The organism is Dermabacter sp. HSID17554 (assembly GCF_003989295.1).
Taxonomy (GTDB): Bacteria; Actinomycetota; Actinomycetes; order Actinomycetales; family Dermabacteraceae; genus Dermabacter; species Dermabacter vaginalis.
Genome location: NZ_RBLW01000003.1, coordinates 399,161 through 416,600 on the forward strand (window position 1 = coordinate 399,161; position 17,440 = coordinate 416,600).

14 protein-coding genes are annotated in these 17,440 nt (G+C 64.4%); 4 read left to right on the forward strand and 10 right to left on the reverse strand.

The features are described from left to right. Positions 1 to 7: 7 nt before the first annotated feature. Positions 8 to 1,570 carry a threonine/serine ThrE exporter family protein gene (locus D8M36_RS07490; protein WP_126847913.1) on the reverse strand — a complete coding sequence of 521 codons (1,563 nt, stop codon included), beginning with the start codon at positions 1,568 to 1,570 and terminating at the stop codon, positions 8 to 10. A 51-nt stretch (positions 1,571 to 1,621) separates the two neighbouring features. Here D8M36_RS07490 and D8M36_RS07495 point away from each other — a divergent pair, with 51 nt between their 5' ends. Next, positions 1,622 to 2,278 carry a carbonic anhydrase gene (locus tag D8M36_RS07495; protein WP_126847915.1) on the forward strand — a complete coding sequence of 219 codons (657 nt, stop codon included), beginning with the start codon at positions 1,622 to 1,624 and terminating at the stop codon, positions 2,276 to 2,278. Positions 2,279 to 2,313: 35 nt separating this feature from the next. Here D8M36_RS07495 and D8M36_RS07500 read toward each other — a convergent pair whose 3' ends face one another. Further along, the gene (locus tag D8M36_RS07500; RefSeq protein ID WP_065247361.1) at positions 2,314 to 2,601 is read right to left on the reverse strand and encodes a DUF3017 domain-containing protein; all 288 of its coding nucleotides are present in this window, start codon (positions 2,599 to 2,601) and stop codon (positions 2,314 to 2,316) included. A 98-nt stretch (positions 2,602 to 2,699) separates the two neighbouring features. On the opposite strand from D8M36_RS07500, the gene D8M36_RS07505 reads away from it, so the two are divergent. Continuing rightward, complete coding sequence (locus D8M36_RS07505; RefSeq protein WP_126847916.1) at positions 2,700 to 4,166, forward strand: aspartate ammonia-lyase; 1,467 nt, start codon at positions 2,700 to 2,702, stop codon at positions 4,164 to 4,166. A 25-nt stretch (positions 4,167 to 4,191) separates the two neighbouring features. Here D8M36_RS07505 and ppk2 read toward each other — a convergent pair whose 3' ends face one another. From ppk2 to purN, 3 genes are all read right to left on the reverse strand, one after another. Further along, positions 4,192 to 5,142 (reverse strand): polyphosphate kinase 2, encoded by a 951-nt coding sequence (gene ppk2, locus D8M36_RS07510; protein WP_126848036.1) that lies wholly within the window; start codon positions 5,140 to 5,142, stop codon positions 4,192 to 4,194. Between the two features lie 149 nt (positions 5,143 to 5,291). Next, on the reverse strand, positions 5,292 to 6,902 hold the full coding sequence (gene purH / locus D8M36_RS07515; protein ID WP_238638417.1) for a bifunctional phosphoribosylaminoimidazolecarboxamide formyltransferase/IMP cyclohydrolase: 1,611 nt from the start codon (positions 6,900 to 6,902) through the stop codon (positions 5,292 to 5,294). Positions 6,903 to 6,967: 65 nt separating this feature from the next. After that, complete coding sequence (purN, locus tag D8M36_RS07520; RefSeq protein ID WP_074297698.1) at positions 6,968 to 7,543, reverse strand: phosphoribosylglycinamide formyltransferase; 576 nt, start codon at positions 7,541 to 7,543, stop codon at positions 6,968 to 6,970. 73 nt (positions 7,544 to 7,616) lie between these two features. On the opposite strand from purN, the gene D8M36_RS07525 reads away from it, so the two are divergent. Continuing rightward, positions 7,617 to 8,033, forward strand: a complete 417-nt coding sequence (locus tag D8M36_RS07525) for a hypothetical protein (RefSeq protein WP_126847918.1) — start codon at positions 7,617 to 7,619, stop codon at positions 8,031 to 8,033. Here D8M36_RS07525 and D8M36_RS07530 read toward each other — a convergent pair. Beyond that, positions 8,030 to 9,532, reverse strand: a complete 1,503-nt coding sequence (locus tag D8M36_RS07530) for a cell division protein PerM (RefSeq protein ID WP_126847920.1) — start codon at positions 9,530 to 9,532, stop codon at positions 8,030 to 8,032. The two genes, D8M36_RS07525 and D8M36_RS07530, sit on opposite strands and share 4 nt — an antisense overlap. A gap of 75 nt (positions 9,533 to 9,607) precedes the next feature. Here D8M36_RS07530 and D8M36_RS07535 point away from each other — a divergent pair, with 75 nt between their 5' ends. Further along, positions 9,608 to 10,930 (forward strand): isochorismate synthase, encoded by a 1,323-nt coding sequence (locus D8M36_RS07535; protein WP_074297871.1) that lies wholly within the window; start codon positions 9,608 to 9,610, stop codon positions 10,928 to 10,930. Here the strand turns inward: D8M36_RS07535 and D8M36_RS07540 are convergent. From D8M36_RS07540 to D8M36_RS07555, 4 genes are all read right to left on the reverse strand, one after another. Continuing rightward, entirely contained in the window at positions 10,911 to 12,035 is a 1,125-nt protein-coding gene (locus D8M36_RS07540) for a S1C family serine protease (RefSeq protein WP_074297706.1), read from the reverse strand. The genes D8M36_RS07535 and D8M36_RS07540 overlap by 20 nt on opposite strands. Before the next feature lie 9 nt (positions 12,036 to 12,044). Continuing rightward, entirely contained in the window at positions 12,045 to 13,709 is a 1,665-nt protein-coding gene (gene menD, locus D8M36_RS07545) for a 2-succinyl-5-enolpyruvyl-6-hydroxy-3-cyclohexene-1-carboxylic-acid synthase (RefSeq protein WP_074297709.1), read from the reverse strand. A 9-nt stretch (positions 13,710 to 13,718) separates the two neighbouring features. Continuing rightward, positions 13,719 to 14,705 carry an o-succinylbenzoate synthase gene (locus D8M36_RS07550; RefSeq protein WP_074297710.1) on the reverse strand — a complete coding sequence of 329 codons (987 nt, stop codon included), beginning with the start codon at positions 14,703 to 14,705 and terminating at the stop codon, positions 13,719 to 13,721. 138 nt (positions 14,706 to 14,843) lie between these two features. After that, positions 14,844 to 17,306 (reverse strand): phosphoketolase family protein, encoded by a 2,463-nt coding sequence (locus D8M36_RS07555; RefSeq protein ID WP_074297711.1) that lies wholly within the window; start codon positions 17,304 to 17,306, stop codon positions 14,844 to 14,846. Positions 17,307 to 17,440: the final 134 nt, after the last annotated feature.

Genomic DNA, 17,440 nt, shown 5'->3' on the forward strand with positions numbered 1-17,440 from the left:
CACAAGTTTAGAGGGGCTCGGAAGATTGTGTGTCCTTGTCTGCGCTTTCATCGGCGCGGATCGCCGGCATCTCGATGTCTTCAGGGGCCATCTCCACGATTTCGAATCCCGATTCGCGCGTGTCCGGCTGGAGGTTCTCAAGATCCTCGCGCCAGTCAGGACCGGCCTCGATATCGATCGTGGGGTCGAGCTCGTCCGGATCGAGGTGGACGACGGGAATCGCGGTCGTGAGAGCGCCAGGCTTACGACGGCGCCTGAAGGTCACCATACGGCGGTGACGATTCGTGCCGAACGGCTGCGAAATAGTGGGCACGCGCACACGCCCGCTCGCAAGGAGTGTGACGACATGGCTCGCGACGAGCTCACCAAGAATCACGCCCGCCGAGATCGCGATCGCGATCTCACACGCCAGCAACAGATAGCTCGCACCCGTGTTGCTGCCGTCGCTGAAGCCAAGAAGACCGCGGTAAATCACGGATCCCGGCACCATCGTGATAATCGCGGGGGCAATGAGGATATTGACGTACGCTTTCGCGTGCTGCGAGATCGCCACCGCGAAAACGCCAACGAAGAACGCGGTGATTCCCGTCGCCCACGCGCGTTCAAGCCCCGCAACCTCGATCACAAACGCCGAAGTCGCGGTAAAACCCGGCAGGAGTGTCACCCAGAGCAAAAGGCGCGGCGGTACCTGAAAACCCACCGCATAGCCGAGCCCGATGAACGCCCCCGCGATCGCCACGAGCAAGGTGGAAATAAGCGTCGCCGGCACCGTCGACGTAATCGAAATATCTGCCCCCACCCAGTCGGCAACGAGCATGCCGCCACGGATGCCGATCACGGCACCGACCGTGAGCATGAACGTCTCGAGCAAGCGCCCCGCGGCCGTGACGTACCACCCCGTGATCGCGTCCTGCATCGCGCCTACCGACGTCGAACCCGCGAGCACCATGACCAGGCACGCGACCACCACGAGGGAGGAGTTTGCCGTGGGGTCGAGCCTATTCACGATGAGCGAGATGAGCACGACGATGAACCCGCCCGCGATCTGGGCGTAGAACACCGGAAAGCGCATCTTGTCGAAAAGAATGTACACCTGCCACAGCACGCCCGCGGCGAGGGCCGCGAAGACCGTCACGAGAATGCCTGCGCCGAAGAACATCGCGCATGCACCACCCATGAGGATCCATGCGAGCGTCGTCACTATCGGGCCATAGAACCGCTTCATCGAGCGCACACGATCGACGGCAAGGAGTGCTTCGTGAAGGCCCATCTCACCCTTCACGTACTTGCTCGTGATCTGGTCGACCCGATCAAGCTTCGTGAAGTCGTAGGTGTAACCGCCCGCGGTGCGAATGCGCGTAAACGGCGCCGATTGCGTGTCCTGATAATAGGACACTGAGACTTCCGTCAGAGTCGTTTGCACCGACACGTTGCGGATGCCAGAAGACGCGGTGACGCGTAGCATTGTCGCGGTCACGTCGGCCGCTGCGGCACCGTTCGAAATCATGACCTCACCGATACGCATGGCGAGTTCGAATACCTGGTGCAGGCGGGTCAGGGAAGTGCTCACCCCACCATCGTGGCACACGGCCGGCGGGCCGCGCACGGAAAGGATCAACGAATGGCACACACCGCAATCCACGCGCACGAATCGCTCGCACGCCTGAGCGAAGGCAACGCCCGATTCGCTAGCGGTACGACCCGTCACCCCCACAGCGATGAGGATCGGCGTCTCGGTGTGTCCTCGGGCCAGGCGCCGTTCGCGGCGGTCTTCTCGTGCGCCGATTCGCGCGTGCCTCCCGAGATCGTGTTCGATTGCGGCCTCGGCGACCTGTTCGTCGTTCGTTCGGCCGGGCAAATGGTCGAGAACGCGGTGCTTGCTTCCCTGGAGTTTGCCGTTCACGAGCTTTCGGTTCCCCTGATCCTCGTGCTCGGTCACGAGGGCTGCGGGGCCGTGGCCGCGGCCGAATCCCTCATGGCTCAGCGAGCATCGGGAGCGCCCCTCGTTCTCCTTCCGGGGCACCTCAATGCGCTCGCCGAGCAGATTTCACGGCGTTTGGGGGCCGGCTCTGGCGAGGCTCACCTCAAAACTTCTGCCCTCACCGATGCCCCTCGACCCATGACCCAGGCCGCCCGAAATACCGCGGCAGCGAGGGCGGAGGTCAGTGCGCGCTCGCCTCTCATTCGTGCCGCGCACGAGGCCGGCGACCTTGAACTCGCCCACGCTATTTACGACCTCGAAACGGGACGAGTGACCTTCAGCGGTGCCGAAAATTGACACCGGGGCCGCCGGGTCGGGGCCGCGGAGTCCGGTTAAAGTCCGGGGCTCGAGGCGAGCACAAAAATAAGGACCGCGAGGAGAAGAATCGTCGCGACATCAACCGAGCGGCGCCTCACCACGAGCGCGCCGAGCGCCTCCACGGGGAGGAAGAGTCGCACGGCCGCGAGAGCGAAGAGCAGCGCCGAGAGCATGTATCCGGCGGTCGGGACAGAAAAAATAAGCCCGATCGGGAGCACCACAAAAAAGACAAACCCCAGCGTCACAAGCAAAAGCCGCTGGCGATACACGGCAGCGCCAAGGGAATAGGGTGATCGATTCACGCCTCCATGGTAGCCCGACGTGGTTAGGCTAGAGATACCGCATTGATCGCGGCACCACGCAGTACCGCCTGCCTCACCACAAGGACGTGAACCATCACATGACCGACGTGCGCATCGAGCATGACCTGCTCGGAGACCGCGAAGTTCCCGCCGACGCCCTTTACGGCGTTCAGACCCTCAGGGCCCTCGAAAACTTTCGGATCTCGGACTTCCGCCTCCACCATTTCCCGTCGCTCGTCAGGGCACTCGCCTACGTCAAGCACGCGGCAGCACGTTCCAACCAGCGTCTCGGCGGACTCGAGAAAGCCAAGGCCGACGCGATCGCGAAGGCCTGCACGGAGATCGAAAATGGCGAGCATCACGAGCATTTCGTGGTCGACCTCATCCAGGGCGGTGCGGGCACGAGCACGAACATGAACGCCAACGAGGTCATCGCGAACCGCGGTCTCGAAATCCTCGGGCACGCGCGCGGCGAGTACGAGTACCTCCACCCCAACAACGACGTGAACTTCGGTCAATCCACCAATGACGTCTATCCCACCGCGGTGCGGCTTGCGATCCTGCTGAGCTTTCCCGATCTCGCCGATGCGATGCAAGGCCTCATCGATGCGCTGAGCGCGAAAGGCGAAGAGTTCGACCACGTGCTCAAGATGGGCCGCACACAAATGCAGGACGCGGTGCCCATGACCGTAGGGCAGGAGTTCCACGCGTGGGCGACGACCATGAGTGAGGATGTCGAGAGACTCACGCGTACCGCACGCTTCTTCCGCGAAATCAATATGGGCGCGACCGCGATCGGTACGGGCATCACGACCGACCCGAAGTATGCCTCGCTCGTCGTTGAGGAACTCACCCGCATCACGGGCAAGGAATTCACCCTCGCGGCCGACCTCGTCGAGGCCACAAGCGACACGGGCGCGTTTGTGACCTTCTCGAGCGTGCTGAAGCGCATCGCGGTCAAGATCTCAAAGATCTGCAATGACCTGCGCCTTCTCTCCTCGGGTCCGCGCGCGGGTTTCAACGAAATTAACCTTCCCGCCGTCCAGCCGGGAAGTTCGATCATGCCGGGGAAGGTCAACCCCGTGATCCCCGAAGTGGTCAACCAGGTCGCTTTTCAAGTGATCGGCAACGACCTCACGGTGACGCTCGCCGCCGAAGGCGGACAACTCCAGCTCAACGCGTTCGAGCCCGTGATTGCCTACAACATCCTCAACTCGACGCGCATCATGACGCGCGCGATGCGTACCCTGACCGAGCGCTGCATCGAAGGCATCACGGTCAACGAGGACGTGCTCGCGGGCAACCTCGAGCGTTCGATCGGGATTGTCACGGCACTCGTGCCCGTGATCGGCTATGCGGCATCCTCAGATATTGCTTCGCAAGCCCTTCACACGGGTAAATCGGTGCGTGAAATCGTGCTCGAGAGGGGACTCGTGAGCGAGGGGCACCTCGATGAGATTCTTACGCCGGCGCGCATGACCCAGCCGTACAGGGCAACCGCCACGGGGGCAATCCCCGCGCTCGACAGCTCTGATCCCATCGCCGAGGACGACCTCGAGCTCTAGCTCGGGCCGCCCTCCGCGTAGCGAGCTATTCGTTTGCTTCTTCGTTCTTGCCGCGCATCACGAGCAGCGGATCGGGAGTGCCAACGACCTCGTGGTCCTTCCCCTCATACTCGAACTGTGAGAGGAAAAACTTCATCGCATTGAGGCGGGCACGCTTCTTATCGTTTGAGCGAATGATCGTCCACGGCGCGTACTTTTTATCAGTGCGGCGGAACATTTCTTCCTTCGCGGCGCCGTACGCCTCCCAGCGATCGAGAGACTCGAGGTCCATGGGCGAAAGTTTCCACTGACGAACCGGGTCGAGCTGACGAATGGCGAAGCGCGTGCGCTGTTCCTTCTGCGACACGGAGAACCAGAACTTCGTCACGTGAATGCCGGAATCCACAAGCATGCGCTCAAAATGCGGCACCTGTGTCATGAAGGTTTCATACTCTTCGTCACTCGCGAATCCCATCACGCGTTCGACACCCGCGCGGTTGTACCAGGAGCGGTCGAACAGCACCATTTCACCGTCGGTTGGGAGGTGCTCGACGTAGCGCTGGAAGTACCACTGGCCCTTCTCGCGCTCGGTGGGCTTATTGAGCGCAACCACGCGCGCCATGCGCGGATTGAGATGCTCGGTAAAGCGCTTGATCGTGCCACCTTTACCGGCTGCGTCGCGCCCCTCGAAGATGATGATGGCCTTTTTCTTCGCATCCTCGAGCCAGTACTGGAGCTTGAGCAGCTCGACTTGGAGGTAGTACTTCTCACGTTCGTATTCTTCGCGCGCCATACGCGTGGGATACGGGTAGCCCTCCTGCCACGTGTACACGGGGTTGCCGTACGGGTCGATCAGATCGGGGTCGGGCGAGTGTCCGTCCGCAACCGTGTAGCCGAGCTCGCGCAAGTGTTCGATAAATTCGCGCAGGTTGCTGCTGTGGGGAAGCTCGCCGTTGAGGTCGAGTTCAGGAACGGTGCCCTTTTTACCTTTTTTCATCGCTGGTCTTTCGCTCGTGGGGGTGGGGGTTGGATCCTCATGAGTGGATTCGGGTGGGGCAGGTGCGGGCCCCGGTTCGGGGTTCGGGGTAGGGGCCGACGCTTGCTCGGCTTCGGGTCGCTTTCCAAAGATTCGTTTGACGAAAGCGATCAGTGCGCGAAGTGGCGAGTGCCCGTCGTGTACATCGTGATTCCTGCTTTCTGGCACGCGTCGATCACCTCCCTATCGCGAATGGAGCCGCCGGGTTGCACGATGGCCGTGATACCGGCAGCGATGAGCTGTTCGGGGCCGTCAGCGAAGGGGAAGAAGGCGTCGGAAGCCGCCACCGCGCCGCGCGCACGTTCCTCACCGTCCTCGCCGAGGGTGTTGGCGCGTTCAACCGCAAGGCGGCACGCATCCACGCGGTTGACCTGCCCCATCCCAACGCCTACGGCGGCGCCGTTCTTCGCGAGCAGAATCGCGTTCGATCGGGGTGCGCGCACGGCTCGCCACGCGAAGGCAAGGTCCGCGAGGGTTTCTTCCGACGCCTGCTCCCCGCACACGAGTTCCCAATTCTCGGGGTCGTCGCCGGGCGCCTGGTACCGGTCGGACTCCTGGTAGAGCACGCCTCCCCAGATCTCGCGACCTTCGAGAGCGGAATCGGTGCGCGGCGCGCCCGAAATTTCGAGAATGCGCAGGTTTTTCTTTGCCTTAAGTACGTCGAGAGCGCCGTCTTCGTAACCGGGGGCGACGATGACCTCGGTGAACACCTGGGTGACGCGTTTTGCCATGTCGAGGCTCACCGGGCGGTTCACGGCAATCACGCCGCCAAAAGCCGAGACGGGGTCGGTCGCGTGGGCCTTGGTGTACGCCTCGGCGACGTCGCTTGCTTCGGGCGTGATCGCGATTCCGCACGGGTTGTTGTGCTTGATGATCGCCACGCATGGCTCGGGGTGGTCGAAGGCAGCGCGCAGAGCGGCATCGGCGTCAACGTAGTTGTTGTAGCTCATGGCCTTGCCGTTCAGCAGCTCGGCTTCGGCAAGGGTCGTGGAGTCCTCGAACAGCGAGCGGCTCGCGTCAAGGAAGGCCTGCTGGTGGGAGTTTTCGCCGTAACGCAGTGGCGTGAGGTCCTGTTCTTGCGGATCGATGCCGAGCGTTTCATCGGCGCGAGCCGCCATCCATTCTTCAATCGCGGCGTCGTATTCGGCGATTCGCGAGAAGGCGTCGGCGGCGAGCACGAGGCGCTCTTCGCGTGTGAAGCCGCCGCTTGCCAGCGCCCCTTCCACGAGGTCGTACTGTTCGGTGCTGGTGATGACGGCGCACGAGCTGAAGTTCTTCGCAGCACTGCGCACCATCGCGGGGCCGCCGATGTCGATCTTCTCGACGATGTCCTCGAAGGACGCACCGCTCGCGACGGTCTCTTCGAACGGGTAAAGGTTGCACACGAGGAGGTCGATCGGAGCGATCTCGTGCTCCTCGAGCGCCGAAACGTGCGTCGGTTTGTCACGGTCGGCGAGGAGACCGCCGTGAACCTTGGGGTGGAGAGTCTTGACGCGCCCGTCAAGGATCTCGGGGAAGCCGGTCACGCTTTCGACGGCGGTCACGGGAATCCCTGCCTCCGCGATCGCCTTCGCCGTGGATCCGGTTGAGACGATTTCAACGCCACCCTTGTGGAGAGTGGTCGCGAGTTCGGTCAGCCCGGTCTTGTCGTACACGGAGACCAGGGCGCGCGTAACAGCACGCTGGGACATGCGGGAGGCTCCTTCGTCGTCAATACTCATGCGGTATGCCCTTTAAACCTATCGCGTTCAGGTGAACGTGGCGTGACGGCGAGCGGGCAGGTGAGCTACTGCTTCCGAGCGCGCTGCGCGATCACGTCAACGAGCATTTCGCGCTCGATGACCTTGATCCGCTCGTGGAGGGCTTCTTCGCTCTCACCTTCCTGCACGGTCAGGGCCCGTTGGTCAATAATCGCGCCCGTGTCCACGCCTTCATCGATCTCGATCACGGTCGCCCCCGTGACCTTCACGCCGTAGTCGAGGGCATCGCGCACGCCGTGGGCACCAGGGAAGGCCGGCAAGAGCGCGGGGTGGGTGTTGATCATGCGCCCGCCGAAGGCTTCGAGCATGGGCGAGCCGAGCAGCCGCATGAAGCCCGCGAGAACAACGAGGTCCGGCGCATACCGACCCGTGCATTCGGCGAGGGCACGGTCCCAGTCCTCGCGCGAGTCGTAATCAGCGAGCGCAACGATGTGCGTAGGGATGTCTCGCTCGCGTGCGAAGGCGAGGCCCGGCGCATCGAGGTCTGCGACCACCGCCGCGACCCGCACGCCCGCGAGCGCGCCGGAATCAATCGCCTCAAGGATGGCGCGGAGGTTGCTCCCCGTTCCCGAAATGAACACAACGCACGTGAAATCGTTCATGATCCCACAGTAGCGGGCACGAAGCGCCCGTGCGCTTACGACCACGCGGCGGCTATGCGGCACAATGGGATCCGTGACTTCCGAACCACGCCCCCCTCATGACCAGCCCGCCTTCTCGCCGGAACGCCAGAAAGCGTTCAGTCGCACTTTGCTTTCTGCCGCGATGTGCATGATTGTCGCGTGGGGTGCAACGCTCCTTCCCCTGCCGTTCAGTCTCATCGCGGGCCTCGCGGGCATCGGCGCCCTCGTGTTCCTCGTGCGGCTCATGGTGATCGCGTGGCCAACCCCCGCGCGGCGTTCGGCGAGCGTCACAGCGGCGTTCGGGATTCCTGCCTCGATCGTCGTGATCGGCCTTGCGCTCTTATCGCTCGTGTTCTATGGGCCGATGACCCAGTACCAGGAGTGCCTTGATTCGGCGCTCACGAATTCGGCCGTCTCGTCATGCGGCAAGGATCTGCCGGGCGCGATCCTCGAGTGGCTGCCGTTCTAGTCTGAATCGCGCGTGGGAGCGGGCGCGTTCTCTTGCTCGTGATCGTCGCTGAGCGGAGCCTCGGATCCACCCTCCAACGCGGTGGCGTCGGCTGGCTCGTCAGGCTCGGCTTCCTCGGCAGCTACAGCATCGCTGTGCTCAGCCTCGGTCTGCTCTAAAACGCGTTCGCTCGCGTGTGAGTCGTCATCGCCGTGTTCGGCCTCTGCCGCTTTGCCCTCGGCCTTTTCGACACGTGCGCGTAGTGACGCGGTTCGCTCGCTCACGTATGCACGGCCCGCGCGCGCCTTCCCAAGCACCCACGAATCGAGACCGGTTTGGCTCCATCCTGCAATGAGGGCTGCCGGCACGAGTACGAGGAGCGCGACGGGGAGCATCAGTGACGTGAACTTCGGGCCCACGTGCGCGAGCTGCGCCGTGCCGATACTCCCACTTCCGAGCGTGAAGATCACCGTGAGTGCGAGGAGCGAACCGACCGCATAGGTGAGCCACGCGACCACCCTTGCGCGCACGTCGAAGTGACGGGTGCGCATAGCCAGGAACACCGACGCTCCGATCGAGGAGAGCGCGGGGATCGCAATGAAGGCCCACACCCACGGCGAAAAGCGGCCGGGTTCGGGGAGGGCGCCGAGGATGGGAAATGCGGGGAGCACCCCCGTGAGCGACCCTTCAAAGGACACGTGCGTGTTCGAACCTACCGTGACCGTCCCCGCACACACGAAGGCCGCTGCCCATACGAGCATGGTAGGGAAAAAGGCGAGAGCCGCGAGAACGAGCGCGACCGTGCCGAAAAAATCGGGCTCGAGCCCGCGATGCACGGAGAGCATCGCGTCACGTCGGATCACCATCCACACCGTGAGCGCTACCGCTGTGCCCCCAAAAAGACCGAGCACCAGCACGCCGATCGACCGCAACGCCGCGGCGTATTGCTCGCTCACGAGAGCGAGCAGACCCACCCGCGGCGCGGAATCACTCGAGCGGCGCACGAGAGAGGCCATGAGGCCCGCGGCCCCCGCGATCACAGCAAGAGCAAGGGCACTCACGCCCGCACTCACGGTCACCGGCTGCACCCCCGGTGTTCGGGCGAGCAGGGAGGAGACGGTCGCCATGAGGGCATAGGAAATACCGAAGCCCGCGAGGATAAGCCCGAGCGCCGTAAGCGCACCCCGCTTGAGCGCGCCCGACGGCTCCGTGAGCGTCATTGACCGTCCCGTTCGCAGCATCGTTGTGCCGCACACAAGCGCAAATACGAGAGTCAGCCCGAGCGGAGGAAGAACGGCCGTGCCATCGATCCCCACCCCGGTGAAGGACATCGCTCCCCCGTGGCCGAGCACAACCAGGCACAGCGCCACGATCACGGCATCGAGCGTGCTCGCTTGCGTGAGCGTGTTGAAGCCGTGGGCAACGAGAACGGGTACCGCGACGATCGCGACGTTGATCGTGAACGCGATCACGGCAGCCGTCACGCCAAGGAAGATCGGGGTCGCATCGTTTCGTTTCACAGCACGCTTCCCATGGTCAACGAGGCCGCGACGGGTGCGAGGGGACAAACGGCGGTGCGCAATAATGTGGACATCATGCCCATCTTATTCACGAGTTCCCCCCGCCCCACGCAAGAGAGCCCCCGTTTTACTGTGCGATCGATCCGGGTCGACGCCCCCGCGACTCTCGCCGACCATATCCCCGAGGCCCCGAGCGCCCTGTGGCTTCACGAATCGGGTGGACTCATCGGCATCGGTGAGGCCGCGAGGCTCGAGGCCACGGGCCCGGATCGCTTCGACGCTCTCGCGAACGCCTTTCGCGACCTTGAGGCCAGCACCGATGTCGAGGACCTCGCGAATCTCCGCGGCAGTGGCCTCGTAGCTTTTGCCTCGTTCTCCTACTCCCCCGCGTCCTCGCGCCCGTCGCGCCTCGTGATCCCCCGCTACCTCCTCGGATCCGTAGAGGGCCGCGCTTTCGTCACGTGTGTGAGCAGTGATTCCGAGGAAAGCGTCGGAAAAACCCTCACCGAACCGGAGGAAATCCTCGCACTTTTCTCCCCCGGGAAAGTGCCCACGGTCGCTCCACGCACGATGCAGCCCGCACATTCCGGCGAGGCGTATCGCGGGCTCGTGAAAGAGGCCGTGCAGGAGATTGATGACGGCGTCGCCGAGAAAGTCGTGCTTTCCGAGCGGTTTGATATCGACCTCGGCACACTCGAGGCGAGCTGCCTCCTTCCAGCGCTCGCCGCGCAACTTAATCATCGCTACCCGACAGCATGGACCTTCGCGCTCGACGACATTGTGGGTGCCTCGCCCGAAATGCTCGTGCGCACCGAAGGACCGAAGGTGTTTTCGCGCGTGCTCGCCGGTTCACGCCCCGTGAGCGGGGACGACGAACTCAGTGCCGAAGAACGCCAGGCCTTCCTCAACGATCCCAAGGAGCGTGCCGAGCACGATTTCGCGGCGCGCTCGGTCCGCGAGCCGCTCATGAGGCTCGGTGTGAGCCTGCCACCATCGGAAGGGCCCTTCGTGCTCCACCTTCCCGGGATCGAGCACCTTGCGACCGATATTCGCGGGGTCGCACCTGACGGGCTCGGGATTCTCGAGATCGCGGGGGCACTGCACCCCTCCGCGGCCGTCTCCGGAACGCCGCGCACGGCTGCTAACGAGGTCATCGCGCGGCTCGAACGCGTTGATCGCGCCGGCTATGCCTCCCCCGTGGGGTGGATCGGTGCGGACGGCGACGGCGAACTTGCGATCGCACTGCGCATGGCCCATGTTCAGGGCACCACGCTCACCGTGCAAGCGGGCGGCGGGCTCGTAAGTGACTCAGATCCGCTCACCGAGCACGCCGAGGCACTCGCTAAAACGCGCCCGATCGTGCGGGCTCTCGCTTCGCTCAGTTCCCCTGAAGAGTGACCTTGACGGTCTGCTCCTTGCCGCCGCGATACACGGTAAACGCGTGGGTACTGCCCACCTCAAGGCTGCGCACGTAGGCCGTGAGCGCCGATGAAGAGCCGATCTGCACATCATCGACCTTCGTCACGAGGTCACCGTTCGTCATCCCCGCCTTCGCCGCGGAGCTCCCCGGCGTGACCTCCACGACGTGCGCCCCCTTGATCGTGGCCGAACCAGTACCGGCCTCCCCGTCCTTGATGCGCACACCGAGGAATGCGTGCTGCGCCTTCCCGCTGTGCGCGAGCTGCTCTGCGATGAGCCTGACGGTATTCGAGGGGATCGCGAAGCCGAGTCCAATACTTCCCGCGCCCTCACTCGTGGAAGCATTCGAGGCGATCGAGGAGTTGATACCGATGACCTCGCCCGCGCGATTCACAAGCGGGCCACCCGAGTTGCCGGGATTGACGGAGGCATCGGTCTGGATCGCCGAGGTGTAGGAAGCGGTAGACGGGTCCTGGTTTTCACTGCGCTCGGGGCGCGTAACGACCGGGCGATTGAGTGCCGAGACGATGCCGGTCGTGGCAGTGTTCGCGAGGCCGAGCGGCGTGCCGACCGCCATGACGTCCTGCCCAACCGTGAGCTTCGAGGAGTCTGCAAACGTCGCCGGCGTGAGGTCCTTCGGTGGTTTCACCAGACGCACGAGTGCGATGTCGGTGCTCTCGTCGGTGCCGATCAAAGTCGCGTCGAAGGTGCGGCCATCCGCGGTGGTCACGTCAATAAGGATGGCGCCTGCGACGACGTGGGCGTTGGTCACGATCGTCCCCTTGTCGTCATACACGATGCCCGTGCCCTCAGAACCACCCTTGCCGGTGTCGACGCGGATCGAGACCGCGCTCGGCGAGATCACGCGCGCGGTATCCACCCATGAATCCTCCACAACGTCGCCGCCGTGCCCAACGTTCTCTGCCGGGTTCGACGAGTGGGGGTTGCTGCCGGATCCTTCGCCCGGCGCTCCCCACAGCATGAGCCCGAGGCCCGCGGCAGCGCCGATCGTAAAGATCGACGACACGCACATGCCGACGATGACGAGGACGGCGGTTGCAAGCCATGACGGTGATTTCTTCATAGGCGTGATCTAAGCCCTTCTTCCTGAAAAATCGCTTCCGATTTCCACAAAAAAGACCCGTCGACGCGCACCGTGTGAGGCAGACGACAGCCTCACAGCGAGGTCGCTCGGTACGCAGCGCTCCACCTGAACACCGAGCCCCTCGATCGCCGAGGCGAGATCCACCCCGTGTGGCGTCGTGAAGAAACGCTCGAGGACCGTTCGGGGCGCCTCGCGATGCTCGAGGCCCGAGAAGATGCGCCCACCGTTATCGTCCACAATCACAATGTCGAGCTCGGGTTCACGCTCGGTGGGGCCGATCACGAAGCCCGTGAGGTCGTGAATCGCACTGACGTCTCCGAGCAGGACTCGCGTGCGTGTGCGCGCGGCGAGGGCGATGCCGCTGGCCATGGAAACGGTGCCGTCGATACCTGCGAGCCCGCGATTCGCATGCACGCGGGCACGGCACGCACCCGCGTATTGTTCGAGGTCGCGGATGAGGGCGCTTGCCCCGAGTACGAGGGGCGCGTGATCTCTCGCGCAGGCTTCCCACACCGCGAGCGCGGCCTCGGCCTGCGGGGCTCGATTGTCACTACTGTGCTTCGCGAGGGCGCTACCAAGACTCCTCCACGCCTCGAGGAATCCCTGCTGCTGTGCGACGAGGCTCGAGTGTTCGACGTCGATCAGGGGCACGATGCGTGCGGCATTGCGCGAGGCATCGGGCCATTCGAGACGGCCACTTTCGACGGTGACCTCCATGTCTCTCGCGCCGAGCAATTGGCGAAGCACGGGGCGCGAGAGCGTGGGGTGGCCGAACACGATCGCGGCTTCGGGGCGAAGGGGGTGGCCCCGATCCGCCATGACCCGGGCGAGTGCGTCCGGGTAGCACGGCACGAGCGTGTCAGCCAGCTCGCGCGCGTTGCTGCTCGGTTCGGCAAAGAGCGGGAGGCGAAGGCGCGCGGCGAGCGCGGCTGCCCGATGACCCGACTCGTCACCGTCGCCCGCGACGACCACGGTGCGCGCGGGAAGCGTGGTGAGAGCCGTGCCCGCATGTGGCGCGGGTTCGGCGTGTGCAGGGACGCGGAAAGTGGCATCGGAGCCTTGCTCGGGTGCGTGCGTCGCCGCGAGGGGGTCGCGGAAACCAAGGTTGAGGTGCACCGGGCCGGGGGCGCTCAGCGCAGCGTGGGCGGCCCGGGCGGCTGTATCGACCATGAGACGCAGTTCACTCTCGGTCGCGTCGTGCGCGCCCGGCGCAGGAAGGTCCGCGCTCATCACCGCAAACGGCGCATAGAGTCCTGCCTGGTACGTCGTTTGATTTGCCCCGGTTCCGCGCAGCTCGGTCGGGCGGTCTGCCGTGAGGAGCACAAGCGGAATCCCGCTGTGGTGGGCTTCCATGGCGGCGGCAAGCAGGTGGGCGGTCGCGGTTCCGCTCGTGGTTCCGACGGCCGCCAGCTCACCCGCGCGGCTCAAACCGAGCGCCGTGAACGCCGCCGCGCGCTCGTCATGGCGCACGTGTACCTCGAAGCTTTCCGCCCCCCTCTCGGCGAGTGCACTCGCTGCGTAGGCGAGGGGCGCCGAGCGTGAGCCGGGGGCGAGTACGAGGTGGCGCAGGCCGCACGCGATGAGTGATTCAAGCAGGACGTACGCGGCCTCGAGTGCGCCCGAGCCGGTGCGGGGCGGGGCGGAAATACGCATGCCTCAAGCCTACCGGGGCCAGTACCCGCGCGCCTCGAGAACCTCGGCAGCCTCGGCGATCCTGGCCTGCCATACACGCGTGCGTTCCTCGGGGGCGCGATGCTTCTCGAGCAATTCCTCGCTCACCTCGACGCGGCCCGCGGGAAGCGTGCCGTCCTCACTCACGAGGGGCGCTTCAGTCACGTCGCCCTTCAGTAGGCGCGCCGTTCCGAGCCCGCACGCGTGCTCGATATCGGGAAGCGCCGCCGCAAACGCAAGGCCGGCGCTGAGCCCCACCGACGTCTCGAGCGCACTCGAGACCACGACGGGAAGGCCCGCCTGCTCCGCGAGCGCGAGGGCGCGGCGCACTCCCCCGAGCGGCTGCGCCTTCATCACGAGGATATCGGCGGCCTTCGCCCGTGCCACCGCAAGGGGATCCTCGGCCTTGCGCACCGATTCATCCGCGGCGATCTTGACGTGCACCTCACGCCGCACCTCGGCAAGCTCGCGCACGCTCACGCACGGCTGCTCAACGTACTCGAGGCCACCAGCCGCGCGGTCGAGCTCGCGAATCTTCTCGATTGCCTCGCGCACGCCCCACGCCGAGTTGGCGTCAACACGAATGCGCGCTTCATCGCCGAGGGCTTCGCGCACGGCCGCGACGCGAGCCAGATCATCGCTGTGGGCGCAGCTGGCGTCGGACACCTTCACCTTTGCGGTGGCGGCGCCAAACGACCGGGCAAGCGTGTACGCACGCTCGGGGCTCACCACGGGAATGGTCGCGTTGATCGGGATGCGAACTCGCGCGGGTTCGGGGAACGGGAGTGTGGCCTGCTCGAGTGCGGCGGCGAGCCAGGCCGACGCTTCTTCAGGTCCGTATTCGAGAAATGGTGAGAACTCCCCCCAACCCTCGGGGCCACGCAGGAGAGCCGCTTCGCGCACGTCGATGCCGCGAAAGCGCGTGCGCATGGGGATGCGCACGATCTCGATGCGCTCGATCTGTCCTTCGAATTGCATAGGAGTTGTGGGGGAAATGGCGTCTCCAAGCCGAACTGCATAGAACCGAATTGCATAAGAGTTGTGGGGGTTATCCGCGAGGTCTCACCCCTCGCAAACCCCCACAACCCCTATGTAATCCACGGGATAAGGGAGGGACTACTCGTTGTCGCCACCCGTCACGTTCACGGCCTCGCTCGCGATCGCCGCATCGTGCTGCTCATCGTCCCACACCCAGTTCGCGACCTCGGGAATGTCCGCGCCATGGGTGAACGCGTACTGGCGGGCGCGGATGCGTTCATCCGCCATGCGCTGGCGCAGGCCCGCGTAACGCGTGCCGAGCGAATCGACGTGGTCGATCACGTCCATCACAAGGTGGAAGCGGTCGATGTCGTTACGCATGAGCATGTCGAACGGCGTGGTTGTCGTGCCCTCTTCCTTGTACCCGCGCACGTGAATGCGCGCGTTCGGGTCGTGACGGTACGCGAGACGGTGAATGAGCCACGGGTAGCCGTGGTACGCAAACACGACCGGAATGTCCTTGCCGAAGAGACCGTCGAAGTCCTTCTCGGAAAGACCGTGCGGGTGCTCGCGCTCGTGCTGGAGACGCATGAGATCCACGACGTTCACGACGCGCACGCGCAGCTCGGGGATCTCCTCGCGGAGAATCTTCGCCGCCGCGAGGGTCTCGATCGTCGGGATGTCGCCGGCGCAGCCGAGCACAACGTCCACGCCTTCGCCATCCACCTCGGTTCCTGCCCACTCCCAAATGCCGATACCGCGCGTGCAGTGCACGATCGCCTCGTCCATCGTGAGCCAGTTCGGGTTCGGTTGCTTGCCGGCAACGACCACGTTGATGTACTGGCGCGAACGCAAGCAGTGATCGTAGGTCGACAGGAGCGTGTTCGCATCCGGCGGAAGGTACACGCGCACGACTTCGCTCTTTTTGTTCACCACGTGGTCGATGAAGCCCGGATCCTGGTGGCTAAAGCCGTTGTGGTCCTGACGCCACACGTGCGAACTCAGAAGGTAGTTGAGTGAAGCGATGGGGCGGCGCCATTCGATCTCATTCGTGACCTTGAGCCACTTGGCGTGCTGGTTCACCATCGAATCGACGATGTGAATGAACGCCTCGTAGCTCGAGAACAGGCCGTGGCGGCCCGTGAGCAGGTAGCCCTCGAGCCAGCCCTGCATCTGATGCTCGGAGAGCATCTCCATGACGCGGCCTTCTTGCGCGAGATTCTCAGCGGCATCATGCTCCTCGAACTCGCCATTCCACTGCTTTCCCGAAACCTCGTAGATCGCCTGGAGGCGGTTCGAAGCGGTTTCATCGGGGCCGAACACGCGGAAATTGTGCATGTTGTTCTTCACCACGTCGCGAAGCCACGTGCCGAGCACGCGGGTCGCTTCGGCGTTCGTGCCGCCGTGGTGGGGAACGTCGACGCCGTACTCGCGGAAGTCGGGGAGCACGAGGTCGTGGAGGACCTCGCCGCCGTTGGTGATGGGGTTCGCGCTCATGCGCTTGTCCCCCGCGGGTGCCGCATCGACGATCTCATCGATGAAGGCGCCATCCTCGTTCACAAGTTCATCGATGTTGTACGACTCGAGCCATTCGCGCAGGTCGTTCAAGTGCTCGTCGGTGTCGCGTGCGCTCGCGAGCGGCACCTGGTGGCTGCGCCACGAGCCCTCGGTCTTCTTGCCGTCGATTTCCTTCGGGCCGGTCCAGCCCTTCGGGGTACGGAACACGATCATCGGCCACAGGGGGCGCTCGATGTCGCCCTCGGCGGCGCGCTTCTTGATGTCGGCGATCATGTCGAGCACCTCGTCGAGCACCGCAGCGAAACGCTTGTGGGTTTCCTCGATCGGCTCGTCGTCGAAGCCCCCTTCGAAGAAGAACGGCGTGTGGCCGTAGCCGACCATGAGTGAACGCAGCTCGTCGTCGCTAATGCGTGCGAGAACGGTGGGGTTCGCGATCTTGTACCCGTTGAGGTGCAGAATCGGGAGCACAACGCCATCGTTCTTCGGGTTGAGGAACTTGTTCGAGTGCCAGCTCGTCGCGAGCGGACCGGTCTCTGCTTCGCCGTCGCCCACGACGGTGAACGCAATCTGGTCGGGATTGTCGAGAACGGCGCCGTAGGCGTGCGACAGGGCGTAGCCGAGCTCGCCGCCTTCATGGATTGAACCGGGGGTTTCGGGGGCGACGTGCGAAGGGATGCCGCCCGGGAAGGAGAACTGCGTGAACAGCTTCTTGAGACCGCGCTCGTCCTTCGTGATCGCGGGGTAGGTCTCGGTGTACGTGCCTTCGAGGTAGCTCGCGGCCACAAGACCGGGGCCGCCGTGGCCCGGACCGGTCACGTAGAACGCGTTGAGGCCGCGCTGTTTAATCGCGCGGTTGGCGTGCGCGTACAGGAACGTGAGGCCCGGGGTTGTGCCCCAGTGGCCCAGCAGGCGCGGCTTCACGTCATCGCGCGAGAGTGGCTCGCGCAGGAGCGGATTGTTCATGAGGTAGATCTGGCCCACCGAAAGGTAATTCGCGGCGCGCCACCACGAGTTGATCTGATGAGCTTCTTCAGCGGTGAGTGGATGGGATGGCTCGTTCGGCCATTCGTGTGCGGAGCTCATGTCTCTCCCTGCCCATAACTGGGACTTGCACTAGTGGGGCGACACGACGCAGGGCGGCAGGCCACTCATGCGCCAATGCCGATTGCACAATGTAGTCTACGCCTCATTTTTGACGGGCCCCTTGACCGTTCTGG

What these genes read in the sequence shown, in the direction of transcription:
- purH (WP_238638417.1), bottom strand. Translation starts at nt 6,902, where the DNA reads ATGAGTATTGACGACGAAGGAGCCTCCCGCATGTCCCAGCGTGCTGTT.
- D8M36_RS07495 (WP_126847915.1), top strand. Translation starts at nt 1,622, where the DNA reads ATGGCACACACCGCAATCCACGCGCACGAATCGCTCGCACGCCTGAGC.
- D8M36_RS07555 (WP_074297711.1), bottom strand. Translation starts at nt 17,306, where the DNA reads ATGAGCTCCGCACACGAATGGCCGAACGAGCCATCCCATCCACTCACC.
- D8M36_RS07540 (WP_074297706.1), bottom strand. Translation starts at nt 12,035, where the DNA reads ATGAAGAAATCACCGTCATGGCTTGCAACCGCCGTCCTCGTCATCGTC.
- D8M36_RS07505 (WP_126847916.1), top strand. Translation starts at nt 2,700, where the DNA reads ATGACCGACGTGCGCATCGAGCATGACCTGCTCGGAGACCGCGAAGTT.
- ppk2 (WP_126848036.1), bottom strand. Translation starts at nt 5,142, where the DNA reads ATGAAAAAAGGTAAAAAGGGCACCGTTCCTGAACTCGACCTCAACGGC.
- purN (WP_074297698.1), bottom strand. Translation starts at nt 7,543, where the DNA reads ATGAACGATTTCACGTGCGTTGTGTTCATTTCGGGAACGGGGAGCAAC.
- D8M36_RS07535 (WP_074297871.1), top strand. Translation starts at nt 9,608, where the DNA reads ATGCCCATCTTATTCACGAGTTCCCCCCGCCCCACGCAAGAGAGCCCC.
- D8M36_RS07550 (WP_074297710.1), bottom strand. Translation starts at nt 14,705, where the DNA reads ATGCAATTCGAAGGACAGATCGAGCGCATCGAGATCGTGCGCATCCCC.
- menD (WP_074297709.1), bottom strand. Translation starts at nt 13,709, where the DNA reads ATGCGTATTTCCGCCCCGCCCCGCACCGGCTCGGGCGCACTCGAGGCC.